Genomic DNA, 26,339 nt, shown 5'->3' on the forward strand with positions numbered 1-26,339 from the left:
GGTTCATAACATGAATGTGGAGTTAAAAGCGGTAGAGGCGCTTGGGGTTATCGACCAGAATCTTACTAAACAGTGTCGTATCTTGCGTCCAGTGCCACAAGGTATCTAACAACTGGCCATCATTTGGCATCTCAGCAGCAAAACATGGGTGAGGCCAATCCGAACCCCAGACACATTGCTCTTCATTCGCTTCTAACAAAGCTTGAGCAAATGGAGAAACGTCATCATAAGGCGGTGATTGAGGCGACAAACGATACGGAGCCGACAGTTTTGTCCACACTTTCCCTTCGGCCTTAAGCTTCAATAAGGTTTGAAAACCAGGATGAGAAATCAGCTTGTTTGTTGGCATATGTCCAAGATGATCAATCACTACGGGCACGGGTAAAGCTCTTAATCGATGATATAAGTCATCAAACTGCGAAACATCAATTAAGCATTGAAGGTGCCAGTGTCGCTCTGCAAGGCGAGCCGCTAAACGCTCAACATCACGCCACTCAATACCACCTTTAAACAGCAAATTCATCCGTACACCACAAAATCCCGCTTCTTGTAGCTCATCAAGCGTTTGCTTAGACACATCCGCATCCACGACCGCGACGCCTTTGTAGTCGTAACCTTGCTGGCGTAAATACCGTAATGTATCAAGATGCAACTGGTTGTCATTGCCATACACACTCGGCTGAACCAGAACACCATGACGGATGCCTAATTGCTTGTGCAAATGCAGGTACGCGCCGACGCTGGCATCAGGTGGCGTGTAGGTTCGCGTTTCACAGTACGGATAACGTGAAGAAAAAACGTGGGCGTGACAATCAACCGCGCCTTCAGGAATCGCGATTGTTGGTTTATGTACAAATGGTTCCGCCGCTTCACAAAATGGAATTATGCTCATCGAAAATCATCCTGTCAGAAAGGTAGAGGTGCCATCAACGAAAGCACCTCTTGAAGACTTAACTGAAGTTCTCACTCAACCAGTTCGCGATCACGCCAGAGAACTGAATAAACTTAGGATCGTCGTCCAACATCCACTCGGTGTGACCACCTTCAGGCAGTAAGAATAGAGATTTCGGCCCAGGGTATTTCGCGTACAGCGACTTTGCTTCGGTCACTGGGTGAAGCTCGTTTTCTGCACCGTGCGCAATCAAGATTGGCGCGTCTGCAAATCGTTCGTCCAGTAGGGCTTCCGGTTTGAAATTGATGAGAGAATCCGCAAAATCCAGATCAGATGTCACGCCGTAGCCCGGTGCTTTGACCAGTTCAGTGAATACATATTCGCGGCTTACTGGGTCAAGCGGGTAGATTTCAAATGGATCAATCCCCTGCTTTTCTCCACCAAGAGCAAGACGTGTACGCTCTTCTAACATAAATTGACGGAACGCTTTCCAACCGTGCTCGCCACGTTGAGCAACCTGAACACGTACCGCATCATAAAAGCCGTTCATGGAGATAAGGCCATCAATCGCATCTTGACAAACTCGGTAAGCATCAAGAATTAATCCACCGGCCATGCCCCAGCCAGCCAGTACGACTTTGCGGCCTTCCTCGTCAGCGCGCTGTTTCACAACCGCAACCGCGTTCGCGATGTCACGTACTTGTTCATCTAGGATAACTCGCTCACGAATACCCTCAGATTCACCAAAGCCACGGTAGTCAAATCCGAATACTGTAAAGCCCTTCGCAGTTAAGGCTCTCGCGTAACGCTCTGGGTGAATATTTTTTTGCCCAGTAAAGCCTGAGCAGACAATAACGATCGGTAAGTCTGGGTTGTTAACGTTCTCGTCAGTAAAGAAAGCGCCATCAAGGCGTAGACCATCACTAATTACTGGGGCTTTTTGTTCAATCATAATTATCTCGTCCAAATGAATGTGTATGCTCGACAAAGAAGTCCTTGTCTTAAGTCACATCATGTTCGAATTTTGATAGCAATAATTTAACAATTGCGACATTCTTATCCAGAAATACGACATAGATGAACTGCCCACTTGGTGACCACAGAGAATGAAAACGACACACACGTATCGCATTGGTTTTTTCCTTATTCCTGATTTTTCGATGCTCTCTTTTTCGGCGGTTATCGAACCTCTTCGAATGGCCAACCGCCTCGCTGGTTGCGATTTGTATCAGTGGGATATTTATGGATTCGAAGATAAAGAAGTGTCGGCCAGTAATGGCGTTTCATTCTCGCCAACACAGTCAGTCAACAACATTGCTCATTTAGACTTGCTGCTGGTTGTGGCAGGTATTGGCGCCCATGTTGCTGCTGCGAGTGGCTCGGTGAATCAGTGGTTAAAGCAAGCGCTTCGTCAAGGCATCGCCGTGGGCTCGACTTCGACAGGCAGCGTATTGTTAGCAAAAGCTGGCCTGTTAAAAAACAAAACGTGTACCGTGCATTGGGAGTCCGCCAACAGCCTGGCAGAGGAGTTTCCAAACATTAACGTGACCAGTGAGTTGTACGAATTCGACCCACGCACACCAACTTGTTCGGGCGGCTTAGCCGGTTTGGATATGATGCTTCATTTAATTACAAACCAACATGGGAGTGACTTGGCGAATCAAGTGGCAGAGCAATGCATTCACCCTGCGATTCGACCCGCGCATGATAAACAGCGGATGTCGTTAATCCGTAAGCACAACATCCGCCACCCGCGCCTGCTCGACGCTGTAGAGATCATGGAAGCCAACATGGAAGAGCCGCTAAAGTGCTATGAAATTGGCGAACAAGTAGGATTATCGGTCAGGCAGATGGAAAGGTTATTTTTGCAATACTTGCAAGACAAACCAGGCAATTACTACCTTCAATTGCGCTTAGAACGCGCTCAACATTTGTTGTTGCAAACCATGCTGTCCATCACTCAAATCAGCACGGCTTGTGGGTTCAGTTCTACATCGTATTTTGCGCGCTGCTACAAAAAACGCTATGAAAAAACGCCGCGTGAAGAGCGACGTTTAGCTTAAGATTGAGTAAGAGAAAGGAGTTCAATCTCTTCGATCTCATCGTGATGTGTCAGACGGCTTATCGGACAACGTGCCTTGGTAAAGCAATGATAGCCAAGCAATTACCTGCTCTTTACTGGCTTTATCAAGTTGCAAACAGCCCTCTTCTATCGCTGACACGTGCGAGGCGGGCAGTTCTTTCTCTGCCAAAGTACGAAACTTACCTCGCATCTCGCCTCGACTGAGCGGATTTTCAGGATTACCTCGCGCAATACAGGGAGGTGAAGTCAGTTTGTCGCCATTTTTCAACGTCACCACGACATGCGCCCAACGTTCGGCTGGAAACTTATCATTGTATGCAGGCTCTTCAATTAACTTCATCCGTTCCGTAAGTGCCAAGCGAGCAGGATCGTTCAGTCCTTTGGTGACGGCTTCTACCGTGACCGTATTATCTATAACCGCACTCGCGACTGAAAATGGCAAACTGTACTGAGCCTGCTCGGTTGTCTCAGGGCGCTTGGTATGCAGGCACACCGCCTGGTGAAAGCTGTGAACTTCGATAAGTTCAATCTCATCAGGTTCTAGTTTATTTTCTTGTTGCAGCGCTCTCACCGCTTCAACCGCGGGTTGAGCCCAACGACAAACCGGATACGGTTTAAAGTATTGCTCCAGGATATACCAGCGCTGCCCTAAATCTGCCCACAAAGCGTGAGTTTGTTGGTCCAGCAGAGTCACGGCTGGCGCGCCAGTAAAGCCCTCTTCTGCCAGCTCTGCACTGGCAAAGCCCGCCATCGCTCCCCAGCCAGAGCCGTCTTTGAGCATGGTTGGATGTTCAATACAACGCATCATTTGACTGCGCGGGCCATAGAACTCGGCAATGCCGAGCGCATGCTCTGTTTGTGCATCCGTTAAGTCTTTTCTTCTTGCAGACACCGCAGCGACGCCCAACGCATTCCAAGCACCAGAAGTATGATAGTCACAAGCGGTTTGATGCAGCGCGATTCCGGCGCGAGTTGCAATTTCGTAGCCAATGATGAGGGACGTTAATAACTCTTCTCCCGTGATCGCTGACTCATGCATACTGGCGAGCAGCCCCGGCAAAACAGCGACGCCAACATGGCCTTTCGTCAGGACTTGGCCGTCGTGCGCGTCCATGCTGTCAATCAACATGCCGCCATATAGAGTCGCCCCACAACCACTGGCCGTGTGATCAGAAAACAGCATCGGCGTATCACCGGCAAACTGCTTCTGCGCGAGTTTAGCTACCATATTTTGCAGTTGCGTCGCTTTACCTGCTGCGGCGACACCCAACAGATCCAAGACGCAATATTTCGCTTGTTCAATAACGTCAGCAGGAAGCTGTTCAAAGGTTAATTCGTGAATAAATCGATGAATAGATTGCATCATCTACTGCTCCAGTTTTAGCGTTTTGCCTTCGACAATAGCGTTGTGATCAATGGTGTATTGCTGTCTCGCACGGTAGGCAGCTCGAACCTGGCTTTATCAATATCGTCCAATGACAAGGTTGCAGTTATCAAGGTTTCACCGTCTTCTGCCTGCGCCAATAGCTCGCCCGTTGGAGACAAAATACAGCTTCCTCCCCAAAACCACGCTTCGCCCTCTGGCCCGTAACGATTAGCCATCAAAACTGGAGTTCCGTAGAGCACCGCATAAAATTTAACGTTAACTAACCAGTTGTCTTCGTTGGAAAAGTCTTTACTGACAATACTGCTGGCCGAGTTGATCGGCGCGAGCAAGATTTCAGGCTTATCGAGTAGCGCGCAATGAACCAAAGGTGGGTTCCATAAATCGGCACAAATTAAAACCGAGCCTCGCCAATTTTCATCAAGACAAACGCTGGTGGTAGCCTCTCCCGAATGAAACCACTTACCCTCTTCAAGCCCACCATAGGTTGGTAAATTGACTTTACGATGCACAGCAACCACCGTACCACCGAGCAACCAAGCCATCGCGTTGTAGTATTCTCCCGGAGCGGCCTGTTCAACAAAGCCGACAATCACGGACATCTGCGGTGCAAGTTGCGCAAGCTCTTTAAGCCGAGCATCATCACGCTTCATGGCAACTTCACGCACAGAGGATTGGAGCTGGTATCCGGTCAAGGAGAGTTCAGGAAACAGCAATAGCTGCGACCCTATGGCCGCAGCTTGCTTTATGTAATCCTGATGAGTATTCAGATTGGCATTCACATCGCCTAACTGGGCGTTGATTTGGGCCACACTGACTTGCAGGATAGTCATGGTATTACCCCAAGTTATGCTCAGATAGGAACTGGCTTGCGACTTCTGAGATCGAACGTCGCTCCACATCAACTTGTTGATTCAATGTCGACATCGTATCGCCATCGATCGCCGCAGAAAGCGCGTTCATTTGCTCGGCAAGGTCTGGGTTCGCATCTAGCGTTTCTTGGCGAACCACAGGAGTGATCGCGTAATCAGGGAAGAACTGTTTGTCATCCGTTAAAACGGTAAAACCAAATGCTTTGATACGACCATCTGTTGCAAATACGAGCGCAGCATCGACTTCTTGCCCTTTTAGCGCATCATAAGTTAACCCAGTATCCATGCGTTTCACTTGGTCTCGTGAAGCTTTGAATTTGTAGGTTTTCTGTAAAGGTCGGAAGCCATCTTTTCGTGCATAGAATTCCGCATTCAAAGCAATGGTCATTGGCGGGTCTTGGCGCATTTGCTCGGCAAACTCGGACAAGGTTGAGATGCCACGTTGTTTCGCATCGTCACTGCGCATAGCGAGCGCGTAGGTGTTGTTCGCTTTTGAAGGGTTAAGCCAAACTAGGCCTTTCTTCGCATCGAGTTCCTTAACGCGTTGATACACTTGCTCTGCTGGGAGCTTGTCTTTGACTTTGTTGTAAATGATCAGTGATGTGCCCGTGTATTCCCAATAAAGATCAATCTGGCCGTTTTCTTGCGCTTTACGCAAAACCGCACTGCCCATGCCCGAACGCTTATCAACGTCGTAGCCTTTTTTGGTTAAATATTGAGACGTGATCTCCGTTAAAAGCTGTTGTTCTGTAAAGTTTTTGCCACCTACGACGATTTCCGCGGATGCGTGAAAACTTGAAAGCAGTACACCAACGGCCAGCAAGCGGCGAGTAATTTGCTTTAACATGTTTGACTCCTGTCTGTGTTCAATTTTTAGGATTGTTATTGTCTAGCTCTAATAGGGTTACAGCCTTTAGGTACAGTGACATAGGAAACGGCTCCTACCACACTGTCGATAGCGATAGCCAACATCGCTGTAGGAATAGCGCCTGCCAGCATCATGATGGGTTCATCCAGATCAATACCGGTAAAAATGAGCTCCCCTAACCCACCGCCACCAATTAAGAAGGCCAGTGGCACGGTGCCCACGTTGACAGCTAACGCCGTGCGGATACCGGCAAAAGTGACGAACAGCGCATTAGGAATTTCAACCTGAAATAACATTTGTAACTCGGTCATACCAATGCCTGACGCCGCTTCTTTTAAATGAGCGGGCACTTCTTTCAGCCCGATGTAGGTGTTTCTGACAATCGGCAACAACGAGGCAATCGTCAGCCCAAATACCGCAGGCACGGTGCCAATGCCAAGAAAGCTCATTGCCAGCGCAAGAATAGCTAAAGTAGGAATCGTGGTCCCCACATTCAAAACCTGCATCGCCGATTCTGCGACTTTCTGAAAACGAGGACGGCTGAGCAATACGCCGACGGGAATAGCGATTAGGATCGCCAATCCACCAGACAGCAGCACCAGTTCAATGTGCTGAACCGTCAAATAAACAATGTCTTCTTGGTAGTAGAGGAAATCATCGATCGTACCCGCGCCTTGTAAATAAATACCCAACGCAAAGACACACGCCAATAAAACGAAATAGTAGGTTTGTTTTAGCTGATTGGTCACGATGCCTCCTTAGCCTGATGCAATGGCTGTGGCTCACTAAGAGAGGTATCGCGCTGATAAGTTGCGCCTAGATAATGAGTAATGCCGCGCTGTGTGACTTCGCCCACTAAGCGGCCATTCTCGTCAACACACGGCATCCAAACAATGTCGTGCGTGAACATCTTCGACGCGACTTTACGCAGATCATCCGTGGTTCGGGCGATTGTTTTCAGGCCGACATAATGTTCACCGCAGTACCCCTTCATATTGATTGCTGTAGCTTTTGGCACATAACCGATAGGCTGGTGTTGGCCATTTACTAATATCACGGCGTCGCGATACCCATACGCGTCAATTTTGGTTAAAGCGTCGGCAAGCGTCTCGTTAGGTTTCACGTGCGCAAAGGTGGTCTGCATGACGGACTCAGCCGTCACTAAGCGTAGACGTTTAAGTGCGCGATCATCTCCGACAAAGTTTTTCACGAAATCATCTTTCGGGTGTGCGAGCAAATCGTCAGGCGTATCGTACTGAACCAGATGACCATCGCGGAAAATCGCAATTCTATCGGCCATTTTGACCGCTTCATCAATGTCATGACTGACAAACATGATGGTCTTGTTGAGCTCTTGCTGCATTTTAAGGAACTCATCCTGGATTACTTCACGGTTGATCGGGTCAATCGCACCAAAAGGTTCATCCATCAGCATGACGGGAGGATCCGCAGCTAGCGCTCGAGCAACTCCAATTCGTTGCTGCTGTCCGCCAGACAACTCATTTGGATAACGATTAAGAAAGACACTAGGATCAAGAGCAACCATCTCCAATAGCTCTTTTGCACGCGTCATGTATCTTGCCTTATCCCACCCTAATAACTTGGGAACCACCGCGATGTTTTCGCCGATCGTCATGTTGGGAAATAAGCCAATTTGCTGAATAACATAGCCGATGTTGCGGCGCAGAGTGACTGTATCCATCCCAGAAGTATCTTCACCGCCAAGATAGATCTTGCCCGATGTCGCGGGAATAATTCGGTTGACCATTTTCAGCGTGGTGGTTTTGCCACAACCGGACGGGCCAAGTAACACACATATTTCACCACTGTGAACTTCCATCTCAATGTGATCTGCGGCAGTCACCGGGCCATTAGGCGTTTCAAAAATTTTGGTTAGCTTGTCAATTTTGATCATTTGAATGTCCCTATTATTTGTCCTTTATCGAGCAGCGGTTAGGCCCGGTGGCGTTAATCTTTTTTGTAGTCGAATCAATCCGTAATCCGCGATGATAGCCAGAAGGCTGACGGCGATGGCACCAACGATCAGTTGTCGAGGATCACTTTGCGAGATGCCACGGCTGATAAACACGCCCAGCCCACCGGCTCCGATATACGCGGCGATCGCCATAACGCCAATATTCATTACTACTGCCGTTCTCACACCCGCCATAATCACCGGAATCGCCAATGGAATTTCCACCATTTTCAAACGTTGAAAAGGCGTCATCCCGATACCGCGAGCAGCCTCTCTGAGCGATGGTTCTACGTTGTGAATTGCGGTACAAGTGTTGCGAATAATAGGCAGCTGAGAATAAAGCAGTACGGTAATCACGGCGGGCACGTAGCCAATCCCATGACCAATGGTCGATAAGAGAGGAATCATCAAACCAAACAATGCGATTGAAGGAATGGTGATAATGATGGACGCTACGTAAAGCACCACTTTCGCAGCGCGCTCATTTTGTGTGATAAGAATGCCGATAGGTACGCCAGTTAAGATGGCAAGCCCAACAGCCAGAGCAACCAAAGAGATGTGCTCCATGGTAAGCGTACCTAGCAGCGCTAAGTTATCTATGGTGAAATTTAGTAAGTCCAAGTAGGTCTCCCCCAACTGTGATTCGCAACCAAGTTAACAGGAGATTAAATTACGCTACTTTTTATTAACAGTGTTGTAAAATAGCGACACGTAAAGATAGAAATACGAAATATTAAGAAAGGAATGAACTGGCTTTCTCATCACCAAAAACACGCTTGATTGGCGATGAGTAGCACTAGTAAACAATTTGATTATATAGGAACTTAAAAGCCTGTGCTGGCATGAAGAACTGACTACAACGAGCGGTTAAATTGCTCCACGGCCTCTACAACACGGCTAGCGCCATCTTGTATTTCATTCATCACATTGCCTGCTTTTTCAGAGAGCTCTAGCGTATCTAGTGCTTCTTTTTGGCATTTAGCGATCAGCTTAACTGCGTTATCTGTTCGCTGTAGGTTTTCACTGACCATTGTGACAATTTCATCGGTGGTTGCATTGGTTCTTGTAGCAAGCTGTCTGACTTCATCAGCAACAACGGCAAAACCTCTGCCATGCTCACCCGCACGAGCCGCTTCTATCGCCGCATTTAACGCCAATAAGTTAGTTTGGTCAGCAATACCACTGATGCTATTTACCAACTCGCTAATACGCGATGAGTGCGCTTTAAGCTCGTCAATCGCCGTGTTCGCTTGCTGCATTTGCTCGGAAAGTGTCTGCATCTTTTCTAACGTTGAGCCTATAACCTCTTGCCCTTGCAGGGTTTGTGTTCCAGTTTCTTGGGAGATTTCGTTCGCCAATTGCGCAGCCTGGGCCATTTTCTGTTCCTGCATCACCTGTTGGGTAATATCTGTCGCGAACTTAACGACCTTATAGAGCTCTCCTCTGTCGTTATGGATAGGGTTATATGAAGCCTCTAACCACACCTCTTCACCATAACGGTTAACTCGTTTGAATCGCTCTGATGAAAATTGCCCTTTTGCTAAACGTTGCCAAAACTCACGGTAAGCTTGAGAGCTCGACTCTTCCTGATCACAAAACATGCGATGATGCTTCCCTAGAATCTGATCAAGCGTATAACCCATTGTGTTTAGGAAATTATCGTTGGCTTTTAAAACATGGCCATCTAATGTGAACTCAATTACCGCCATAGAACGACTTAATGCATTTAGCATGTCCTCTTGCTCACGGGATGATTTGATCGTTCGCGTAAGTTCAGAAGCAAAAACAAAAAAGCTTTCTACTTCTCTGCGCTCATTTAAAACAGGCTGGATAATCGTTCTTAACCAGGCTTCCTCACCATTACCTTTCCGTACTTGCAATGCCCCATTCCAGAACACTTTATCTTGGACGGCTTTCTTCATTCGATGAAAGTGGTCTGTATTGCGCGAATTTGACGGTACCAATTCAGTAATCGATTTCGTTAAGATCTCATCATCATTTAAGAAAAGTTCTTGCTGTAGCTTAGTATTTGCAGAAGTAATGATGCCTTTACTATCCAATGTTAAGCGGATCATCTCTTCATCTAAACTGGTTTGGATTTGCTGCAGGATTTGCAACTCCTGCTTTAATCGTTGATTTTCTTGTTGAAGCGACTTATTAAAAAACATGACTTTCTCTCATTTGACCGACCTTCGGACTAGTCAAAGGTTTATTATTTGTATACCGAATAAACTGCAAGCGGCAAAATCATTTGGTTGCATATTCAAACGCGATTTCTATTTCTCATCAAAGGACCCCGCTGGGAATACGGCGATTTTTTCTACAGTGTAACCTAAGCGCAGTATACTGAAATTTCTTCAGCGCCCAAGCTGTTTATATATTTATTAATATTAAAGCTCTTTATCGCCAGTTTGAGGTTTGTATTTGTGGATGTACTTATATGGAAAATTGGTGTGTTCAGATCAATAAGCCTTTCCATCAAAAAAGGGCTTTGACTTAGTTCCAATAATTTTTGCCGTTTTATCGCTGTTCCACCCGACTTTTGAGCGATTACCCACTCCTTATTCGCTTGTATTTCTATTAATAGCGCACGGAGCAACCAATAACAGCACACCGACCAACAAGCTTTTGGACAATTATTGGCTAGAGTGAAATATCTACTGCCAATAATTGTGGCTTGAATTTCGGTGAAAGCTATTCAGACAACGAATGATTATTCATTGCTTTTGGCTAAAATCAATTTAAGGTAAGTAAACAGTAACCCTTTAATCATCCACCACTTCAATCGTTATATGCTGCGCACCAAGATACGTGCCTTCATCAATCTCATAACGCAAAGTTTCATTGCAATGAGGACACTCAAATTCTTCATTGGGTTCAATACACTCATCTTCGAGCCAATCCCAACCAATATGTTTTTCACAAGTAGGACAACGCATAATCAAACTCCTTTGTTGTATCAATTAACTCGTTGGTTATGATCTCACTCATTCAAATACAACTCCGCCATACCATCTAGCTTGCTTTTCACTTCTTTCCAGTTCGGCATCACGCTCGTTAATAAGCGCCAAAAACGCTCGCTGTGGTTGTATTCTGCGATGTGGCAAAGTTCATGCAATATCACGTAATCAATACACTCTTTAGGGGCTTTGATTAGGTGAGGGTTGAGCATCAACGTCCCTTTGGCTGAGCAACTTCCCCATTGTTTTTGCATCGGCATAATGCGAAATGAAGGAATGCCTTCTACCCACGTTGCCTGCGGCAAAAGCGCAGCTAAGCGTTCATGGAATACGCGCTCGGCACGAACGCCATACCAACCAGACACCAGTGCTTTAACGAGCTTTGGCTTATCTTCATTGAAGCGGTTGAGCGTGACTAACAGCTTGCCTCGTTCCATCTTCACGTTGGAAATTGCTTCTTGGTCTTCAACCACCTTTAACACATAGCGGCGGCCTAAATAGAATTGCATTTCGCCGCTCACGTAGTGCTTGGTTTGCACGTATTCTAAATGGCTTCGAAATTCCATCAGTGCATTCCAAATCCATTGAGCGCGTTGCATAACCGCTTCATGGATTGCCGATTTTTCAGCATCTTGAGGCGCAGTGACAGTCACTCGGCAATCTGGATGGACTCGGATGGTGATTTTCTTTTTCTTGCCTTCAGCAAATACCTTGCGGATCACTTCATAGGTAACAGCTTCATCACCATAGATGAAGCTGTATTCCTCGGTATTGCCTTCTTTATGGTTAACCGATGTCATGCTTAGTCACCTGACTTATTGCTACCAGACAGGCCAAGGCGGGTGATTTGAATGACATCTGTAATAATAGCTTGCGCTTTATCGATACCCACATCAGCGAACAGCAGTGGCAATAGCCCTAAACGGATCTGATTTTCAATCTCCGATGGGTTAATTGAAAACTCAGCAACCGCTTTACGCACAATGCCATCAATGTCTAACGCATACTGAAAACACTGGTCTTCCGTTAGTGGAGATGGTTCACCTAGCACTTTCAGAAACAGTCCATAGTAAGCTTGAATATGGCGTTTGATTTTAGGATCAAGCACTGCAAAGCGATCAGTCGGTAATCCTGCTACATCACGGTTTTTAACCTGCTGCTCGAAGTCCGCAAATAGAAGATACTGTTTAACAGGGCTATCAAACATCTCCTTAGTTTTCTCGATAGCTTGCTTTAACAAGTTTGAGAAATACTCTTGGGCATACGGATCATCCGCCAAATCTTGCTCAATCATCTTGGTTACACGACCTGTGATGACATCCTTTTTGTTTTTGGCTTCATCATCGGTCATTTGCTCTGGTTTGGCATCTTTACCCATGTTACCGACCAGATAAGCGCCTTCTGGCTCTTCAATCGACACACCTGAAATGTGCTTGTCTAACATGGCGCGAATATTTTCCGAATACTCATCGTAGTCCACGGTTTCCTCTGCATCAGCACGTACTTGTTGGCGCAGTTGGCTCATGGATTTCAACGTGCTCTTATATAGTTCTCGCTTATTGTCGAAGCTCTTATCTGCAAAGTACGTCGCTGATTGAAGTGCTACTTTTAGGCAGTTAGCAAACGCAGTCAGCGCATCATAAAAATCATTACGCAGCTTTAAGTTGGTATCCGTCAATTGACCATCAATCGTATCAATTTTAGGTGCCAAAGCCTGACGAAGTGCTTGTCCATCTTGCTTGTTCTTCACACCAGAAAAAATTGCCCAAAGGTCATCATACAAACCTGGCAACTTCTTGTACTCGGTATCCATGCGGTTATATAAACCTTTGAGATCATCGATATCAAAGCCGCCTTGAGTACGTTCAGCTAAGTCTTGGTACTTTTCAATGGTGATATCCAGCTCTTTGAGAATGCCACGATAATCAATCAAATAGCCGAACTGCTTTTTGCTGTGCAGGCGGTTAACTCGCGCAATGGCTTGAATAAGGTTGTGCTGCTTTAACGGCTTGTCGATATACAACACCGTGTTTTTAGGCTCATCAAAGCCCGTTAGCAGTTTATCGACCACGATCATAATGTCGGGACCTTCATCCTTTTCAAATTCTTGAATGATGTGCTTGGTGTAGGCTTTTTCATCGCTCCAGCCTTTCTGTGCGACGTTATCTTTCCACCAATTTTGCACCAGATCGGTACTTTCATTATCGACGTTATCGTGTCCCTCACGGGTATCAGGTGGTGACATCGCTACAACTGAAGTGACTTTACCGATTTGATCTAACAGCTTCTTATAGCGGATCGCAGAGGCTTTAGAATCACACGCCAGTTGTCCTTTCAAACCTTGCTGCTTGAAGTTCTGGAAGTGATCAGAAATATCGTGCGCAATTAACTCTAATCGCCCTTCGGTTTGGTAGATCTGACCTTTTTGCGCAAACTTGCGCTTTAAGTCAGCGCGTTGCTTTTCCGATAGGGTATCGGTAATACGGTCAAACCATGCATCAATGGCTTTGTCGTTGGTGCTCAGGTCAGGCTTACGTTCTTCGTACAACAACGGCGTAACAGTGCCATCTTCGACGGCTTGCTGCATGGTGTATGAGTGAATGATCTTACCGAATTTGTTCTCGGTTTTGTCATCTTGCAGCAGAGGCGTGCCTGTGAAACCGATATAAGCGGCTTTTGGCAAGGCTTGCTGCATTCGAATGTTGTTTTCACCGTTTTGGCTACGGTGTCCCTCATCTACTAATACGATAATGTCTGGGCTATCGTTGTAGCATTCAGGTAGATTAATCGCTGTACCAAACTTGTTGATGATCGAGAAGATGATACGTTCATTGCCTTTACCTATTTGCTCAGCAAGGCGTTTACCTGTGGTTGCCATCGCATCTTTTTTGTCTTTATCTGACAGTGCGCCGCCAGAGGCAAAAGTACGAGCAAGCTGATCTTCTAAATCCACACGGTCGGTCACAACCACAACACGGCATTTCGCTAACTCTTTTAGCCAAATCAGTGCTTTTGACAAAAACACCATAGTGAATGATTTGCCTGAACCTGTGGTATGCCAGATCACACCGCCATTACGTGCGCCTTTGTCATCAAAAGAGGTGATGCGTTCCACTAAGGCTTTGATACCAAACACTTGCTGATAACGCGCAACAATTTTGCCCGCTTTTTTATCAAACAGGGTAAATAAACGGGTAAGCTCTAGTAAGCGGTCATGGCACAGCAAGGATACCAATAAGCGATCTTGGTCTGTCACCACCAAATCACCGCCTGCAATCAGTGATAGATATTCGTCTTTGATTGCTGGCGTGCGATGGCTGAAAATCGCATTCCGTTGCGCGTCATTCAGTGGCGTGTTCTTAAGGCGTTCAAAGGTGCTTTCGGTGATTTCTTCTTCTTTCCATTTCGCCCAGAACTTCTCAGGTGTGCCGCACGTACCGTATAAGCCATCATGACCATTGATGGACAACAACAGTTGGCTGTAAGCAAACAGATGAGGGATTTCATCTACTTTTTGGTTGCGGATGTTTTGCGAAATACCTTCGGTGATGGTGGGTTTGCCATTGATGCTGCTATCAGGACGTTTGGCCTCTATCACCACCCATGGCAAGCCATTAACGAAACAGACCACATCAGGAATGCGTTTACCTGTACCACGGGCGTTCTCGACTTCCATCTCTTCTGTGAAATGGAATTGGTTGTTTTCAGGCGTGTCCCAATCGATGATTTGAATCGTTGGGTTGGCTTTTTTACCATCGACAAACTCAGTCACACTAATGCCATAGGTTAAGGCGTTATAGAGTTTTTCATTGGCGGCTTTTAGCCCTTCATTCATAGCAGGGTTAGCCAGTTCTTGTACGATTTTATCAATTGCAGCTTTCGATAAATGGCGCTCTTTACCCATGAATGAATAAGTTTTAAAGCTCAATACTTTGCGTAACACCTGCGGCAAAATTACGGTGGTTTTGTTGCCCCGCATTGTCATGCATTCACTCGGCGGAATGAACTGATAACCAAGGTTGGTGAGCAAGGTCAGTGCTGGGATTTTTGCGCTTTGTTCTTCTTTGAAATTCGGTGCGTGATGCTTAGGTTCACTAGGAGATAATGGTTCCATACTTAGCCTATGACATTGTTCTTATTGTTAATCAGGGCTTGCTAAACAAGCCCTGTATTGGTTGTCAAAAGATACGCTAATTAAGCGGCTTCGGTTTTTGCCACTTTTACGCGGCGCTTACCCTTCAACAACTGCTGCATCAACGCCTTTTTCTCTTGCTTGAAGTAAGCAAGCTTGACTTCTAACAACTCGATGTCCTTATCGGCAGCGGTGAGAACTGAGGCAATTTTTTGCTGTTCTTCAATTTTAGGCACTCGCAACTTCATTACCTCAAGATCTTTAGGGTAAATATGCGGTTGTGCTCCGCCACTTTGCATAGAGTAAATGCGTATTTGGTTTAGTTGTAACCATTGAAAAATAAACCCAAGATAATTGGCAGGTTTTGCTGTTACGACTGAACAATCTGATGCCCATATTTTGTAAGGGTGGAATGACACATATCCCGCGTAAGCTCCACTTGCACTGACCGTAATAACATTTTCATGGGTAAAATCGACATGTGAATATGGACTACTTTTACCTCCTGCAATAACAGGGTAACTGCCAGCTACAAGGTTTTTAGCGCTTAGGGCTTTCCCTTTTTTTATCGAAGCTATATTTGAAAGATAAGTATCTTCCCATTCCCCCTCAAACGCTTTACCCGTTTCAGGATCAACCAAACGCTTTTTACCCGTCAACAACTGCTGCATTAAGGCTTTTTTCTGCTGTTTGCTGGCATCAATCAGCTTTTCTGTGGTTGCAATACCGCGATCCCACGTTGAAAGGATCTGGGCGATTTTGCGTTGTTCAGGGAGTGGGGGGACTGGTATTCCCAAATCCCCAATGATTTCTGTATTTAAGTTAGGTTGCCCTACTCCTGGAGCTAAAATCTCGCGGAAATATTGAGTTTTAGATGATAAATAGAAATAAGCAAACTTCGTAGCGATGCCATTTAGTTTTAATAGCATCGCGATTCCATCGTTAGCGCCACATCTTATTTTTGAAATCTTAGGCACACCTAAAGTTGCGCCACTATTTGTAAGCATCAATGTGCCAGGTTCGGTAATTCGAGTTCTTTGTGCACCAGCCTCTGTAAGCATTGTTTTGGTGCTTAATAGATACATCTCGTCATTACAGGTCAAATCTGCAACTGTTGCCCAAGGCAAATAATCACCATTAAAATACAAAGGGCTTCCTGCTGGACGAGGAGAGCTGCCTCTAACAACTTGACATACATTTTTTAATAAAGATGCAGACCAGTCAGTTGGGAGGATACCTGCTACTGTGTTATGCACCATAACCCAGCTCCTCTAGGTAGCCTGCCATCTCCGCTTCTAAGTCAGTTAGCTCGCTTTGGAGCGCTAAACGCTCACTACGCACAGCCATCAAATCAATTTCGGCTTCTTCTTCAAACGTATCTACGTAACGAGGAATGTTAAGGTTGTAGTCGTTTTCGCGGATCTCATCAAGGGTTGCCACATAGGCGTACTTATCCACGTTGTCGCCGCTACGGTAGGTTTTGACGATCTTATCTATGTTCTCTTGTGTCAATACGTTCTGGTTTTTGCCCGACTTAAACTCACGCGAAGCATCAATGAACATCACATCCTTGGTGTCTTTCTTCTTCTTGAAGATCAAGATTGCCGCTGGAATGCCTGTACCGAAGAACAATTTTTCAGGTAAGCCAATCACTGCATCTAGCAGGTTTTCTTCAATCAGTTGTTGGCGGATTTTGCCCTCACTCGATGCACGGAATAGCACACCATGAGGCACAACCACACCCATACGACCAGTTTCAGGTTTTAAAGTCTCAATCATGTGCGAGATAAACGCGTAGTCACCTTTGGTTTTCGGTGGCACGCCACGGCGGAAACGACCAAAGTGATCGCTTTCAGCATCTTCATGTCCCCATTTATCTAACGAGAACGGTGGGTTTGCGGTTACAACGTCAAAGTGCAGTAAGCCACCATTGCTGTCTTGTAGCTTAGGGTTACGAATGGTGTCGCCCCATTCAATGCGGTGGTTGTCTTCACCGTGCAGGAACATGTTCATTTTCGCCAGTGACCACGTTGAGCCAATCGCTTCTTGACCAAACAAGGCATACTGCTTAGAGCCGCCAAAGTTCTTTTGAACTTGCTTACCACATTTCATCAGTAGTGAGCCTGAGCCACAGGCTGGGTCACAAATGCTGTCGCCTTGTTGTGGCTCAAGGATGATAGAAAGCAGATCCGACACCTCTGGCGGGGTATAGAATTCACCTGCCGATTTTCCGCTGCCAGCGGCAAAGTGTTTGATCAGGTATTCGTAGGCGTTACCAATCACATCCAATGACCCAACACGGCTTGGACGTAGGTTTAGGGTTGGCTTGCCAAAGTCTTCCAATAGGTGGCGTAGGATGTCGTTCTTTTGCTTTTCATCACCCAGTTTATCGGTGTTGAAGCTAATGTCTTGGAATACGCCTTTTAGCTTGGTGCCATTGGCTTCTTCAATCGCGTGCAGCGCTTGGTCAATACGAGTACCGTTACCTGCGGTATTACGTGCATCATACAAATCCCAGAATGTTGAACCTACTGGAATTTTGAAAGATTGGCTAGCAAGCATGGCTTCGATCATATCTTGGTTGCCACCGAACTGAGTGGTGAGTTCTTCCACTTTGTCTTGGCGTACATCTGAGATGTACTTTAAGAACAGCATGGTCAAGATGAAGTCTTTGTAGATGGATGGATCTACGGTGCCACGGAACGTATCGCACGCCGACCAGACGGCTTTGTTGATTTCATCTTGGTTGATTGGTGAATTTGGCATTAAATTATCTCGAATAGTGTTAAATTTTTTCAATTAGCGATGCTGCAATGCGTTTAAATGAGGCAAAGCAGGTATCAAAATCATGGGGTTCGGTGTTAAACACCATTGGCGTAACAAAGTCCTGAAAGCGTTGGCGGAAAATTGGATTCTCCTCAAGCTCTTTGATGCCAAGTTGTAGCTCTTGTTTGGGGTTGGCAACAAACTCAGCATGTTGATTGCCAAAGCGGGCAATATCTTCTTCCAATACCGCTTTGAATAGACCGACAATCCCGTTGAGTTCAGGCATTGAGAGCGTTGTTATGCAGTGCACATCGTAAATGTGGCGCACGAGTGCAACATCATCGCTTCGATCCGTATTGCGTTTTACCGACATGGTACGACGCAGCATCGAAATGATTTTTTCAACCAATGTTGCATGGATAGAGACGCAATCAAATGCACTCACTTCTTGTGGTAGTTGGTACAACTCTGCGACCAGAGATTGAATGCTGCGCGGCTCCACATCCAGTAATGGAATGGTCTCGATTAACTCTAACTTGATGATCGGGCGAAGGCAGGGCGCTTGACTAAACTGCTGCGGGTATTTAAGTTCAAGCTCGACGTAGCGGTATTCATCTCGCACAGAACGCTCTTCAACGGTAAATAGCTCTGACTGAGTGATCGCTTGTTCTATCTCATTTACACATTTCTTTCTCGCTTCTTTCTTTTTCGCACGGCTCAGTTCATCAAATGCTTGGTTGGGGATGAGTTTTATATCCACATCCTCCGACATTCTTAGAATTTTAACGTTTGATTTCGCCAACGCCGTGCCGCCAGAAAAGACCATTTGATGATGTTCAGGAGAAACTTTCACTAGCTCGGCAAGTAAGGCAACGACCCAGTAATCTTTTTCAATAATGGCTGGGTTTCCGAGCTCAAGCGCATCGGAAACCTCAAGGAATTGTTGTTTTAGTGTGTTCATTTTAACTTGGTAAGTTCAGCACACGACTACCAACAACCAGTTTGCGATTAAACTGTTTTGGGTCCCATGAATACTGAATAGAAAATGGAATTTGGGTACTCGTGCCTGAAAGACTTTGTAGCGATAGACTATCCATCTCAAAATCAACGCCTTTCATTTTAAGAATTTCACGCACAAGAGCATCGGTGCCACCTGGATTGGTGGGCATAGGCTTACCTGTGAGGCTATTGATTCTTGCTTTGGTATACAAACCATAACCAAGCTTCATTAGTTCCCCTTGCTGCACAAGCTGCCTGAGTGCCCGACCTATTTGGTCGTAACTTGCAAATCCATCAAAGTCTTTGCGTTCAAATACATAACGTCTTGAACGCTTTATCTTTTGACAAATGCGGTCTACTGCTGTCATTTGAACCTCCTTACGTACAATAACAGCAGTATAACTGACCGTGTACATTCAAGGAATAGATGCGGCATAGTGCCATGAAAAAAAACGGCATGATTAGACATATTTTTTTGATATAAGCAATTGTTTTAGAATTAATTTTACCGACACCCTCCGTAGCCCACCTTAAAAGACAAAAAAGAATGACCTAGTTCAAGAATCGGTACTCTCAGATATGTTTAATGCGTCTTCGATTTCAACGCCAAGGTAGCGAATGGTATTGTCGAGTTTTACGTGTCCAAGCAATAATTGAACCGCACGGATGTTCTTTGTCCGTGCATAAATGAGTGTGGCTTTCGTGCGGCGCATTGAGTGAGTACCATACAGATACGGATCGTAGCCAAGCTTCGCGGCCCAACGACGAATGATTTTCAGATAATGGCTATAGCTCATAGCGTTATCCGGTTTTCTGGAACTTGGAAATAGGTAATCTGCTGCGGTAATTTGGCTTTTCATGATCCACTGTGCTAACGATTGTGCTGTACGGGAAGTGATCTCAAACTGCACCTCTCGCCCCGTCTTACTTTGACTGTAGAGGACACGATCTTGAATGACACCACCAGAAGATATGTCTCTCACTTTCATTCTAAGCAAATCACATGATCGTAACTTGCAATCTATGGCGAGATTCAGCAATGCGAGTTCCATGATGTTTTCCTCGATCTCAAGTCGAGTACGAATTCGCCATATATCCTCAAGCTTGAACGGCTTTTTCTGCCCAGTTAGATGACCTTTCTTCGTCCACATAATTGACCTCCTCTATGACTTTAGAAATGGCCTTATGAATTTTAGTTAGAATTGAATAGTGGCGGATTGAATGGATATGCAGTTGAAGAGTAGGTAAGAATTGGCGACTTAAATTAGCTAGAGTATTTGCGCTGTCTAATAATGGGGCATTTCTGTGTTTCATGCCCCATCAGCAAGCCTCTAGATATACGTTTTCCTGAGCATCGTTTCTTTAACGTCACACAGAAGGGTGATTTACCATCCACGAATGCAACTGCTGGGCTTTATTTAGTGCGATACTAATTTCTTCCAATACTGAGTCAAAACTCTGTTCTGCGATTGATATTTGAGGTAATGGTGTTTCTATGTTTACTGATTTTCCCGACTTTATGATTCGATATCCACTACCTTCCAAACCTTCAAATTGACTTTTGATATCATCAAAACTGTCTGCTTGGCCTAGAAACTGCAACTTGATGACTTTGCCGTAGATCTGGTGAATGATTCGTATTTTTTTATTTATTGGATCGGGGTAGAAATGAATCCAGTCGTGCCCATTAGCTCGGGGTTTTGATTGCTCGGGATTCAATTGAGGAAAATGTTCTGAGACATAAGCTAAGTATTTTTGTGCAAATTCTGTTGTTTTGGGGCAAACCGTCGCAACGTAACCCCTTCTGTTTTTCTCAATAGCATCTCTTAATGTCTGCGCCTTATAGAGTCCTCGCTTATCACCTTGGGCAGCAAGGTAAACCATTATTTCTTCATATGAAATGGCAGCGTCGTACGGCTCCGCATTTCGAGCAATATATGCCTTTGGGGCAATGATACATGTTCTAAAATCTTGCCAAAGACCATCTTCTAAACCTCTGTTACCCCTAAGCCTGTATCTCTCTCCTTGTTGAGCCTGAGCTGAAGCATCAATCTTATTTTCAATAAGTATTGCTTGTGAAGATAAGTCATCTGATTGATAGATATAAACTAAGTCTGACTCGCCTAGGTTAGTATCTACGACAGAGTGCCAAGCACCGAGCGTTTTCACTGAGGTTATTTCTTCTCGAACACGACAAACAAACCATTGAGCAAATGAGTCGGAAACATTAAGCTCCTCTAGCACTAATAGGTCAACATCTCGCTCGTTAACACTCTGAAATGTATTTAATTCTTTCATTAGCCATAGCTTTCCTATAGTCGTTATTGTAAGCACCCACTTCCCTAGACATTACATAGATAAGAAAAAGTAGGTCAAATCACCTCATTATGATTTGTGAGGTTAAGCGCGGCTGGCAAGGAAAGGGGCATTTCTTGTTTAGGGGACTAGAGCCCATAAGGAACAGAAACGTTAAGCTTCTTATCCCAATGAACGCTCACTTGCTAACTTCTTAGCCACCCGAATTACCGTTCTAGTGGACACATTCGTCAATTTAGCGGTATCACTGATACTTAACCCATTGATAACTCTTAACTGATAGATTTTTTCATGAAGCTGGAGATCTGCTTGTCTTCCTCGATATTTTCCCTCTTCTCGAGCCTTCATGATCCCTTCAGCTTGCCGCCGCCGTCGATCTTGGTAATCTTTTCGTGCAATTGCAGCGAGCATATCCATCATCATCCCATTAATAGCCCTGATCATCGAACGAGTGAACTCGTCGGGAATGTGTGGCGCAAAAGCGATATGGCTAGTTGGTAAATCGATACTGATTACCTTAAGTTCCTTTTGGTTCAGCATTTCTTTTAATTTGAACCAACTTTCTTCATCAAGTCGAGAAAGACGATCAATTTGCTCTATTATGATCGCATCACCAATTGCAGCATCATCAAGTAATCGGAGTAATTCAGGTCTTTGTAATGAGGCTCCCGATTCATTCTCAATATACCAACCTGCTATTCGAAAGCCCTTTTGCTGTGCAAACTCCTGTAAAGCACCTTGAGCACGTTTTGCATTCTGATCAGAGGTTGATGCTCTTAAGTATCCAAAGATGTACATAAGCCCCTCAAAGTGACATTTAGATTATGATCTAAACAAGTGTGACAAATAGGTTATGACAAATCTACTTTTCGTGTCAATTTTTACGTGTGACTTATAAGTATACTTCATTGTCATACGAAGATCGTGATTTGATTTTGAATTTTAGTTGACCTATTATTGGTGTGTTAATTATTCACACATGTAGGTGGAAATATGTCACGCACAACTAGTGTTACGATTGGGTCTCAGCTAGATGAGTTTGTCGGCCAACTCATAGCGACTGGTCGCTATGGCTCAACAAGCGAAGTAGTTCGTTCTGCATTGCGGCTACTCGAAAGGCAAGAGAAACAAACCACGGCTCTAAAAATGGCGATTGAAGCCGGAGAGCAGAGTGGTCAATGCTCATTATCACTTCATGACATTGCGACTAAAGTAAAGCAGAGACACAATGTATAAACTTTCCAACCTCGCCGCAGAAGACTTTGAGCATATCTTTGAATACACCCTATTGAACTTTGGCATAGAGCAAGCGGATGCTTATACAGACAGTATGCATGACGTTTTGCTAACGCTTGCAGAACAACCTTTGATGGGTTACGAGTGCCCCGAAATTGCCGAAGGGCTTCGCCGCCACGATCACCATAAACATGCTATTTTTTATCGCCCACAACCTCATAGTATTTACATAATCCGTATTCTTCATCAGCAAATGGAACCATTGCGGCATTTCCATCCAGATATTTATTAAAATTCCTCATGGCTTACATGCCGGAAATGGGAAAACAATACGTCACTGATTTGAGTTTGTGTAACCAATAAGAGGTTTTGGCTATGCCCGTAGATTTTTTAACCACTGAACAAAAAAATAGTTACGGGCAATTTAATGGGGAGCCGAATGATGTTCAATTGGCGCGGTACTTCCATTTGGACGAGGCTGACTTAGCTTTTATTACACAAAGACGTGGTGAACACAATCGATTTGGAGTTGCGCTGCAATTAGGTTGTGTTCGCTTTCTTGGTACTTTCTTGATCGATTTAAATCAAATCCCAACGAATACCCAATGGTTTGTCGCAAGGCAACTGAATATAACCAATATTGGTATTTTGTCTGACTATTCTCAGCGCGAAACCACACGCCGCGAGCATACCGCTCTGATCCGCAATCAGTATGGTTATCGTGAGTTTGTTTGGCCGTGGTCATTCCGGTTATCCCGCCTTCTCTATAGCCGGAGTTGGATCAGTAATGAACGCCCGAGTTTACTGTTTGATTTAGCGACCGGATGGCTGATCCAACATAAAATCCTTTTACCAGGCGCATCAACTTTAACCCGTTTAATTTCACAAATCAGAGACCGAGCAGAAAACCGATTGTGGCAGCAACTATCCAGTCTCCCAAATTCGGATCAGCAAGCTAGGTTGGATTCCTTACTACAAATTCCTGAAGCAGCCAGAACAACACACTTCGACCGTTTTCGTAAGGGGCCGGTCAATTGGCCCTGCATTTAATGAGGCTATTGAACGTTACAAAGCACTTCAAACCTATGGAATAACTGAACTGGATTTTACTGGTATTCCTCCCGTCCGGTTTAAACATATTGCCCGTCATGCTGGAATGATCTCGGCATACAAAATAGGCCGTATGCCGGAGACTAAGCGTACTGCGATACTCGTGGCTTTTGTGAAAGCCTATGAAATTATTGCATTAGATGAAGCGTTGGATGTACTGGATCTTTTGATTACAAATATCGCTGGCGAAGCGAAGAAATTAGGACAGAAAAAGCGTCTTCGTACTCTAAAAGATTTGGATAAATCTGCACTGGCTTTAGCTAAAGTTTGTGCTCTGCTGCTAGACGACAACTTAGATGATGAGTCGCTACGTCCGTCAATCTTTGCTAAATTTTCACGGGAAAAGCTAGCGCAATCTATTTCTACCGTACACGAGTTAGCCCGACCTTATGATGACAATTTTCATGAAGAGATGGTTGAACAGTACGGGCGAGTTCGGCGTTTTCTACCAAAACTGCTCCGTGATATCGAATTTTCCGCCGCTCCTGCGGGAGACAAAACGCTTGAAGTTCACCAGTACTTAGCGCAACTACTCGACTCAAAAAAACAAATTCTTGATGATGCGCCAGTGGATATCGTATCTAATCCATGGAAGCGATTGGTATTAGATAAAGGTGGTCGGGTGACTAAACGAGGCTACACACTGTGTTTTTTGGATAAATTACAGGATAGCTTGCGCCGACGAGATATCTATGTCGAAAACAGCGATCGCTGGGGCGATCCGAGAGCCAAACTTTTGCAGGGGCAAGAGTGGCAGTCCAACCGAATTCAGGTCTGTCGATCACTGGGACATCCGCTAAACGCAAAAGAAGCCATCGATGCGCTAGTCAGGCAACTGGATACAACCTATCATCAGGTTGCCGCAAATTTTGACGATAATGGTTCGGTGGATATTGATATCTCGGGGAAACGACCAGCTCTGACCATCACAAATATTGATAGACTAGATAACCCTCCGAGCTTACAGGGATTATCCAAACAAGTTGAGGCGTTACTTCCTGCCGTAGACCTCACAGAACTACTACTTGAAGTCAATGCTCATACTGGCTTTGCCGATGAATTCACTCATATTAGCGAATCTAACGCACGTGCCAATGATTTAACGGTAAGTATCTGCGCCGTGTTACTGTCCGAAGCTTGCAATATCGGCCTTGAGCCACTGATAAAGTCTCATATCCCTGCTTTAACCAGACACCGACTCAGTTGGGTTAAACAAAATTATTTACGTGCTGAAACGTTAGTAAAAGCCAACGCGAAACTGGTCGATTTTCAGTCTACTCTTGCACTAGCTAAGCATTGGGGCGGAGGTGAAGTTGCCTCTGCTGATGGGATGCGATTTATCACACCAATAAGAACCGTCAATTCAGGTGCGAACCGAAAATACTTTGGCTCCAGCCGTGGTATCACATGGTATAACTTCGTCTCCGATCAGTTTTCTGGATTTCACGGAATCGTTATACCAGGAACACTACGAGATTCCATATTCGTACTCGAAGGGTTATTGGAACAGCAAACCGGATTAAACCCTACTGAAATCATGACGAATACTGCCGCTGTATAGTCAGGAAACCCTGTTTACACAGTCAGGTATCGAGTTATCGAGAACCACGATGGCAAGGTGGGTGATTCAGGTGAGCGAGAAGTTCAAACCACTGTATCAAGCACTGAAAAAGAACTTACTTGAGCAAATCGTGGTTCAAGCCGACTAAAATGTCAATGATAAGTGTTTGCTTTTGATTTTTTCTTCATTAACTCTGATTCTTGATGATAATCTCGTTCGTTAGTCACCTTTCTTGGTCTAGAGTAAAAATAACCTTGAGCCAAAAGATTATATTTTTTAAGATATTCATTCTGGAAGTAAGTGTCAACCCCTTCAATTATCAAGCCGTGTTTACAATAAGTCCTTAAAACAAAAATAAGAGACTTTAAGCAATCATCATCACCAGAATTGTATAATAAGAATGACCTATCTATTTTAATATAGTCCCATTCAATTACCCCTAAAGATAAGTGAGCCGCTATATTTTCTTCATAATAATCGTCAAGAACGATTAACATACCTAACTTTTGAAGTCGTTTTATATTTTTTAGTATTTTACTAAATTTAATGGAAGTGCTTATTTCATTTATTTCTATATGAAATTTATTATAGACATTTTTATTTATAACCTTCTCTACAAATTCATCATCTTCTAATGCAGATAGATTTAAATTCAAAAAAATACCTTTAGACGTTTTTATATTACTAAAATATTCCATCTGTAGTAAAAAAACAGTCTTAATGAATTCATCGTCAATATTATCGAAGAAGGATTCACTATTTAATGTCTCTCCTGATTCTTTAATTACTCTTGAGAGGCATTCGCAATAGATCGTTTCTCCAGATTTAGGGATGTATATTGGCTGCAATAAAAACTCTAGGGTTACATAGCTATTTTTGTTGCTGATTGTAACACCACCACACGTTGAATATTCAACAGTAAACATACGCACTCCTACTTTTACACAGTTTGTAAATATAGTTGAGTTTTTGTCGCAATCCTAGGCTTTTTTGCTTAAATCGGTGGAACTAAATCAAAAATCTACGATCTGATCGTGCTATACCCATCAATCGTCGTAGCCTCATGCCGAAACCTCGTTACAAAACAACTAACTGGAAGCAATACAATAAAGCCTTAATAAACCGTGGTTCTCTGACCTTTTGGATTGATGAGGAAACGATAGCCGAGTGGAAGCAAAACAAACA

23 protein-coding genes and 4 pseudogenes are annotated in these 26,339 nt (G+C 44.7%); 6 read left to right on the plus strand and 21 right to left on the minus strand.

What is annotated here, in order from left to right; genetic code table 11:
• Positions 1-22: 22 nt before the first annotated feature.
• A complete protein-coding gene (locus R8O11_RS07720) occupies positions 23-892 on the minus strand; it encodes an amidohydrolase family protein (RefSeq protein ID WP_053307794.1) in 870 nt (289 codons plus the stop codon).
• A gap of 58 nt (positions 893-950) precedes the next feature.
• Positions 951-1,844 carry an alpha/beta hydrolase gene (locus R8O11_RS07725; RefSeq protein ID WP_053307795.1) on the minus strand — a complete coding sequence of 298 codons (894 nt, stop codon included), beginning with the start codon at positions 1,842-1,844 and terminating at the stop codon, positions 951-953.
• Between the two features lie 154 nt (positions 1,845-1,998).
• Here R8O11_RS07725 and R8O11_RS07730 point away from each other — a divergent pair, with 154 nt between their 5' ends.
• On the plus strand, positions 1,999-2,955 hold the full coding sequence (locus R8O11_RS07730) for a GlxA family transcriptional regulator (RefSeq protein WP_005375751.1): 957 nt from the start codon (positions 1,999-2,001) through the stop codon (positions 2,953-2,955).
• A 36-nt stretch (positions 2,956-2,991) separates the two neighbouring features.
• Here the strand turns inward: R8O11_RS07730 and R8O11_RS07735 are convergent, their stop codons facing one another.
• From R8O11_RS07735 to R8O11_RS07815, 18 genes and pseudogenes are all read right to left on the minus strand, one after another.
• Positions 2,992-4,341 (minus strand): MmgE/PrpD family protein, encoded by a 1,350-nt coding sequence (locus R8O11_RS07735; protein ID WP_005375749.1) that lies wholly within the window; start codon positions 4,339-4,341, stop codon positions 2,992-2,994.
• Between the two features lie 14 nt (positions 4,342-4,355).
• Positions 4,356-5,192 carry a nitrilase-related carbon-nitrogen hydrolase gene (locus R8O11_RS07740; RefSeq protein WP_005375747.1) on the minus strand — a complete coding sequence of 279 codons (837 nt, stop codon included), beginning with the start codon at positions 5,190-5,192 and terminating at the stop codon, positions 4,356-4,358.
• Positions 5,193-5,196: 4 nt separating this feature from the next.
• Positions 5,197-6,078 (minus strand): glycine betaine ABC transporter substrate-binding protein, encoded by an 882-nt coding sequence (locus tag R8O11_RS07745; RefSeq protein WP_005375745.1) that lies wholly within the window; start codon positions 6,076-6,078, stop codon positions 5,197-5,199.
• Positions 6,079-6,113: 35 nt separating this feature from the next.
• Positions 6,114-6,848, minus strand: coding sequence for an ABC transporter permease (locus tag R8O11_RS07750; protein ID WP_005375743.1), 735 nt, complete (start codon positions 6,846-6,848; stop codon positions 6,114-6,116).
• Positions 6,845-8,014 (minus strand): ABC transporter ATP-binding protein, encoded by a 1,170-nt coding sequence (locus tag R8O11_RS07755; RefSeq protein ID WP_005375741.1) that lies wholly within the window; start codon positions 8,012-8,014, stop codon positions 6,845-6,847. The genes R8O11_RS07750 and R8O11_RS07755 overlap by 4 nt, the downstream gene beginning before the upstream one ends.
• A 24-nt stretch (positions 8,015-8,038) precedes the next feature.
• Positions 8,039-8,641: an ABC transporter permease gene (locus R8O11_RS07760; RefSeq protein WP_412035061.1), complete on the minus strand. Its 603-nt coding sequence runs from the start codon at positions 8,639-8,641 to the stop codon at positions 8,039-8,041.
• 287 nt (positions 8,642-8,928) lie between these two features.
• Positions 8,929-9,465, minus strand: coding sequence for a methyl-accepting chemotaxis protein (locus tag R8O11_RS31790; RefSeq protein WP_373921618.1), 537 nt, complete (start codon positions 9,463-9,465; stop codon positions 8,929-8,931).
• Positions 9,463-10,242 (minus strand): annotated as a pseudogene (locus R8O11_RS31795) (PAS domain-containing protein); the annotation flags it as partial. The gene R8O11_RS31790 and the pseudogene R8O11_RS31795, both read right to left, overlap by 3 nt.
• Before the next feature lie 597 nt (positions 10,243-10,839).
• The gene (locus R8O11_RS07770) at positions 10,840-11,013 is read right to left on the minus strand and encodes a hypothetical protein (RefSeq protein WP_165862932.1); all 174 of its coding nucleotides are present in this window, start codon (positions 11,011-11,013) and stop codon (positions 10,840-10,842) included.
• A 44-nt stretch (positions 11,014-11,057) separates the two neighbouring features.
• A complete protein-coding gene (locus tag R8O11_RS07775; protein WP_318194059.1) occupies positions 11,058-11,834 on the minus strand; it encodes a SprT family zinc-dependent metalloprotease in 777 nt (258 codons plus the stop codon).
• A gap of 2 nt (positions 11,835-11,836) precedes the next feature.
• On the minus strand, positions 11,837-15,148 hold the full coding sequence (locus tag R8O11_RS07780; RefSeq protein ID WP_318194060.1) for an HsdR family type I site-specific deoxyribonuclease: 3,312 nt from the start codon (positions 15,146-15,148) through the stop codon (positions 11,837-11,839).
• Positions 15,149-15,228: 80 nt separating this feature from the next.
• Positions 15,229-16,425, minus strand: a complete 1,197-nt coding sequence (locus R8O11_RS07785) for a restriction endonuclease subunit S (RefSeq protein ID WP_318194061.1) — start codon at positions 16,423-16,425, stop codon at positions 15,229-15,231.
• Positions 16,415-17,932: a type I restriction-modification system subunit M gene (locus R8O11_RS07790; protein ID WP_318194062.1), complete on the minus strand. Its 1,518-nt coding sequence runs from the start codon at positions 17,930-17,932 to the stop codon at positions 16,415-16,417. The genes R8O11_RS07785 and R8O11_RS07790 overlap by 11 nt, the downstream gene beginning before the upstream one ends.
• A 19-nt stretch (positions 17,933-17,951) precedes the next feature.
• The gene (locus R8O11_RS07795; protein ID WP_258644212.1) at positions 17,952-18,893 is read right to left on the minus strand and encodes a nucleotidyl transferase AbiEii/AbiGii toxin family protein; all 942 of its coding nucleotides are present in this window, start codon (positions 18,891-18,893) and stop codon (positions 17,952-17,954) included.
• Position 18,894: 1 nt separating this feature from the next.
• Positions 18,895-19,299, minus strand: a complete 405-nt coding sequence (locus R8O11_RS07800) for a DUF6088 family protein (RefSeq protein ID WP_258644213.1) — start codon at positions 19,297-19,299, stop codon at positions 18,895-18,897.
• Positions 19,300-19,488: 189 nt separating this feature from the next.
• Positions 19,489-20,082 (minus strand): tyrosine-type recombinase/integrase, encoded by a 594-nt coding sequence (locus R8O11_RS07805; RefSeq protein WP_258644214.1) that lies wholly within the window; start codon positions 20,080-20,082, stop codon positions 19,489-19,491.
• A gap of 217 nt (positions 20,083-20,299) precedes the next feature.
• Positions 20,300-21,229, minus strand: coding sequence for a PD-(D/E)XK nuclease superfamily protein (locus tag R8O11_RS07810; protein WP_262652261.1), 930 nt, complete (start codon positions 21,227-21,229; stop codon positions 20,300-20,302).
• A 180-nt stretch (positions 21,230-21,409) separates the two neighbouring features.
• Positions 21,410-22,045: a recombinase family protein gene (locus R8O11_RS07815; protein ID WP_031847521.1), complete on the minus strand. Its 636-nt coding sequence runs from the start codon at positions 22,043-22,045 to the stop codon at positions 21,410-21,412.
• Between the two features lie 195 nt (positions 22,046-22,240).
• Here R8O11_RS07815 and R8O11_RS07820 point away from each other — a divergent pair, with 195 nt between their 5' ends.
• The 4 genes and pseudogenes from R8O11_RS07820 to R8O11_RS07835 form a co-directional block, all read left to right on the plus strand.
• On the plus strand, positions 22,241-22,483 hold the full coding sequence (locus R8O11_RS07820) for a type II toxin-antitoxin system ParD family antitoxin (RefSeq protein WP_016151373.1): 243 nt from the start codon (positions 22,241-22,243) through the stop codon (positions 22,481-22,483).
• On the plus strand, positions 22,476-22,775 hold the full coding sequence (locus R8O11_RS07825) for a type II toxin-antitoxin system RelE/ParE family toxin (RefSeq protein WP_016151372.1): 300 nt from the start codon (positions 22,476-22,478) through the stop codon (positions 22,773-22,775). Before R8O11_RS07820 ends, R8O11_RS07825 begins: the two co-directional genes overlap by 8 nt.
• Positions 22,776-22,858: 83 nt before the next feature.
• Positions 22,859-25,145: pseudogene (locus R8O11_RS07830) on the plus strand (Tn3 family transposase); the annotation flags it as partial.
• A pseudogene (locus R8O11_RS07835) lies at positions 25,141-25,299 on the plus strand (IS66 family transposase); the annotation flags it as partial. The pseudogenes R8O11_RS07830 and R8O11_RS07835, both read left to right, overlap by 5 nt.
• A 7-nt stretch (positions 25,300-25,306) precedes the next feature.
• Here R8O11_RS07835 and R8O11_RS07840 read toward each other — a convergent pair.
• Complete coding sequence (locus R8O11_RS07840; protein ID WP_203514069.1) at positions 25,307-26,080, minus strand: EAL domain-containing protein; 774 nt, start codon at positions 26,078-26,080, stop codon at positions 25,307-25,309.
• 137 nt (positions 26,081-26,217) lie between these two features.
• Here R8O11_RS07840 and R8O11_RS07845 point away from each other — a divergent pair.
• A pseudogene (locus R8O11_RS07845) lies at positions 26,218-26,339 on the plus strand (IS5/IS1182 family transposase); the annotation flags it as partial.

It is taken from the genome of Vibrio sp. 1288 (assembly GCF_033344475.1).

Excerpts from the sequence above, each read along its gene's own strand:
- R8O11_RS07720 (WP_053307794.1), bottom strand. The coding sequence starts at position 892 with ATGAGCATAATTCCATTTTGTGAAGCGGCGGAACCATTTGTACATAAA.
- R8O11_RS07725 (WP_053307795.1), bottom strand. The coding sequence starts at position 1,844 with ATGATTGAACAAAAAGCCCCAGTAATTAGTGATGGTCTACGCCTTGAT.
- R8O11_RS07730 (WP_005375751.1), top strand. The coding sequence starts at position 1,999 with ATGAAAACGACACACACGTATCGCATTGGTTTTTTCCTTATTCCTGAT.
- R8O11_RS07735 (WP_005375749.1), bottom strand. The coding sequence starts at position 4,341 with ATGATGCAATCTATTCATCGATTTATTCACGAATTAACCTTTGAACAG.
- R8O11_RS07740 (WP_005375747.1), bottom strand. The coding sequence starts at position 5,192 with ATGACTATCCTGCAAGTCAGTGTGGCCCAAATCAACGCCCAGTTAGGC.
- R8O11_RS07745 (WP_005375745.1), bottom strand. The coding sequence starts at position 6,078 with ATGTTAAAGCAAATTACTCGCCGCTTGCTGGCCGTTGGTGTACTGCTT.
- R8O11_RS07755 (WP_005375741.1), bottom strand. The coding sequence starts at position 8,014 with ATGATCAAAATTGACAAGCTAACCAAAATTTTTGAAACGCCTAATGGC.
- R8O11_RS07760 (WP_412035061.1), bottom strand. The coding sequence starts at position 8,641 with ATGGAGCACATCTCTTTGGTTGCTCTGGCTGTTGGGCTTGCCATCTTA.
- R8O11_RS31790 (WP_373921618.1), bottom strand. The coding sequence starts at position 9,465 with ATGCAGGAACAGAAAATGGCCCAGGCTGCGCAATTGGCGAACGAAATC.
- R8O11_RS07770 (WP_165862932.1), bottom strand. The coding sequence starts at position 11,013 with ATGCGTTGTCCTACTTGTGAAAAACATATTGGTTGGGATTGGCTCGAA.
- R8O11_RS07775 (WP_318194059.1), bottom strand. The coding sequence starts at position 11,834 with ATGACATCGGTTAACCATAAAGAAGGCAATACCGAGGAATACAGCTTC.
- R8O11_RS07780 (WP_318194060.1), bottom strand. The coding sequence starts at position 15,148 with ATGGAACCATTATCTCCTAGTGAACCTAAGCATCACGCACCGAATTTC.
- R8O11_RS07785 (WP_318194061.1), bottom strand. The coding sequence starts at position 16,425 with ATGGTGCATAACACAGTAGCAGGTATCCTCCCAACTGACTGGTCTGCA.
- R8O11_RS07790 (WP_318194062.1), bottom strand. The coding sequence starts at position 17,932 with ATGCCAAATTCACCAATCAACCAAGATGAAATCAACAAAGCCGTCTGG.
- R8O11_RS07795 (WP_258644212.1), bottom strand. The coding sequence starts at position 18,893 with ATGAACACACTAAAACAACAATTCCTTGAGGTTTCCGATGCGCTTGAG.
- R8O11_RS07800 (WP_258644213.1), bottom strand. The coding sequence starts at position 19,299 with ATGACAGCAGTAGACCGCATTTGTCAAAAGATAAAGCGTTCAAGACGT.
- R8O11_RS07805 (WP_258644214.1), bottom strand. The coding sequence starts at position 20,082 with ATGTGGACGAAGAAAGGTCATCTAACTGGGCAGAAAAAGCCGTTCAAG.
- R8O11_RS07810 (WP_262652261.1), bottom strand. The coding sequence starts at position 21,229 with ATGAAAGAATTAAATACATTTCAGAGTGTTAACGAGCGAGATGTTGAC.
- R8O11_RS07815 (WP_031847521.1), bottom strand. The coding sequence starts at position 22,045 with ATGTACATCTTTGGATACTTAAGAGCATCAACCTCTGATCAGAATGCA.
- R8O11_RS07820 (WP_016151373.1), top strand. The coding sequence starts at position 22,241 with ATGTCACGCACAACTAGTGTTACGATTGGGTCTCAGCTAGATGAGTTT.
- R8O11_RS07825 (WP_016151372.1), top strand. The coding sequence starts at position 22,476 with ATGTATAAACTTTCCAACCTCGCCGCAGAAGACTTTGAGCATATCTTT.
- R8O11_RS07840 (WP_203514069.1), bottom strand. The coding sequence starts at position 26,080 with ATGTTTACTGTTGAATATTCAACGTGTGGTGGTGTTACAATCAGCAAC.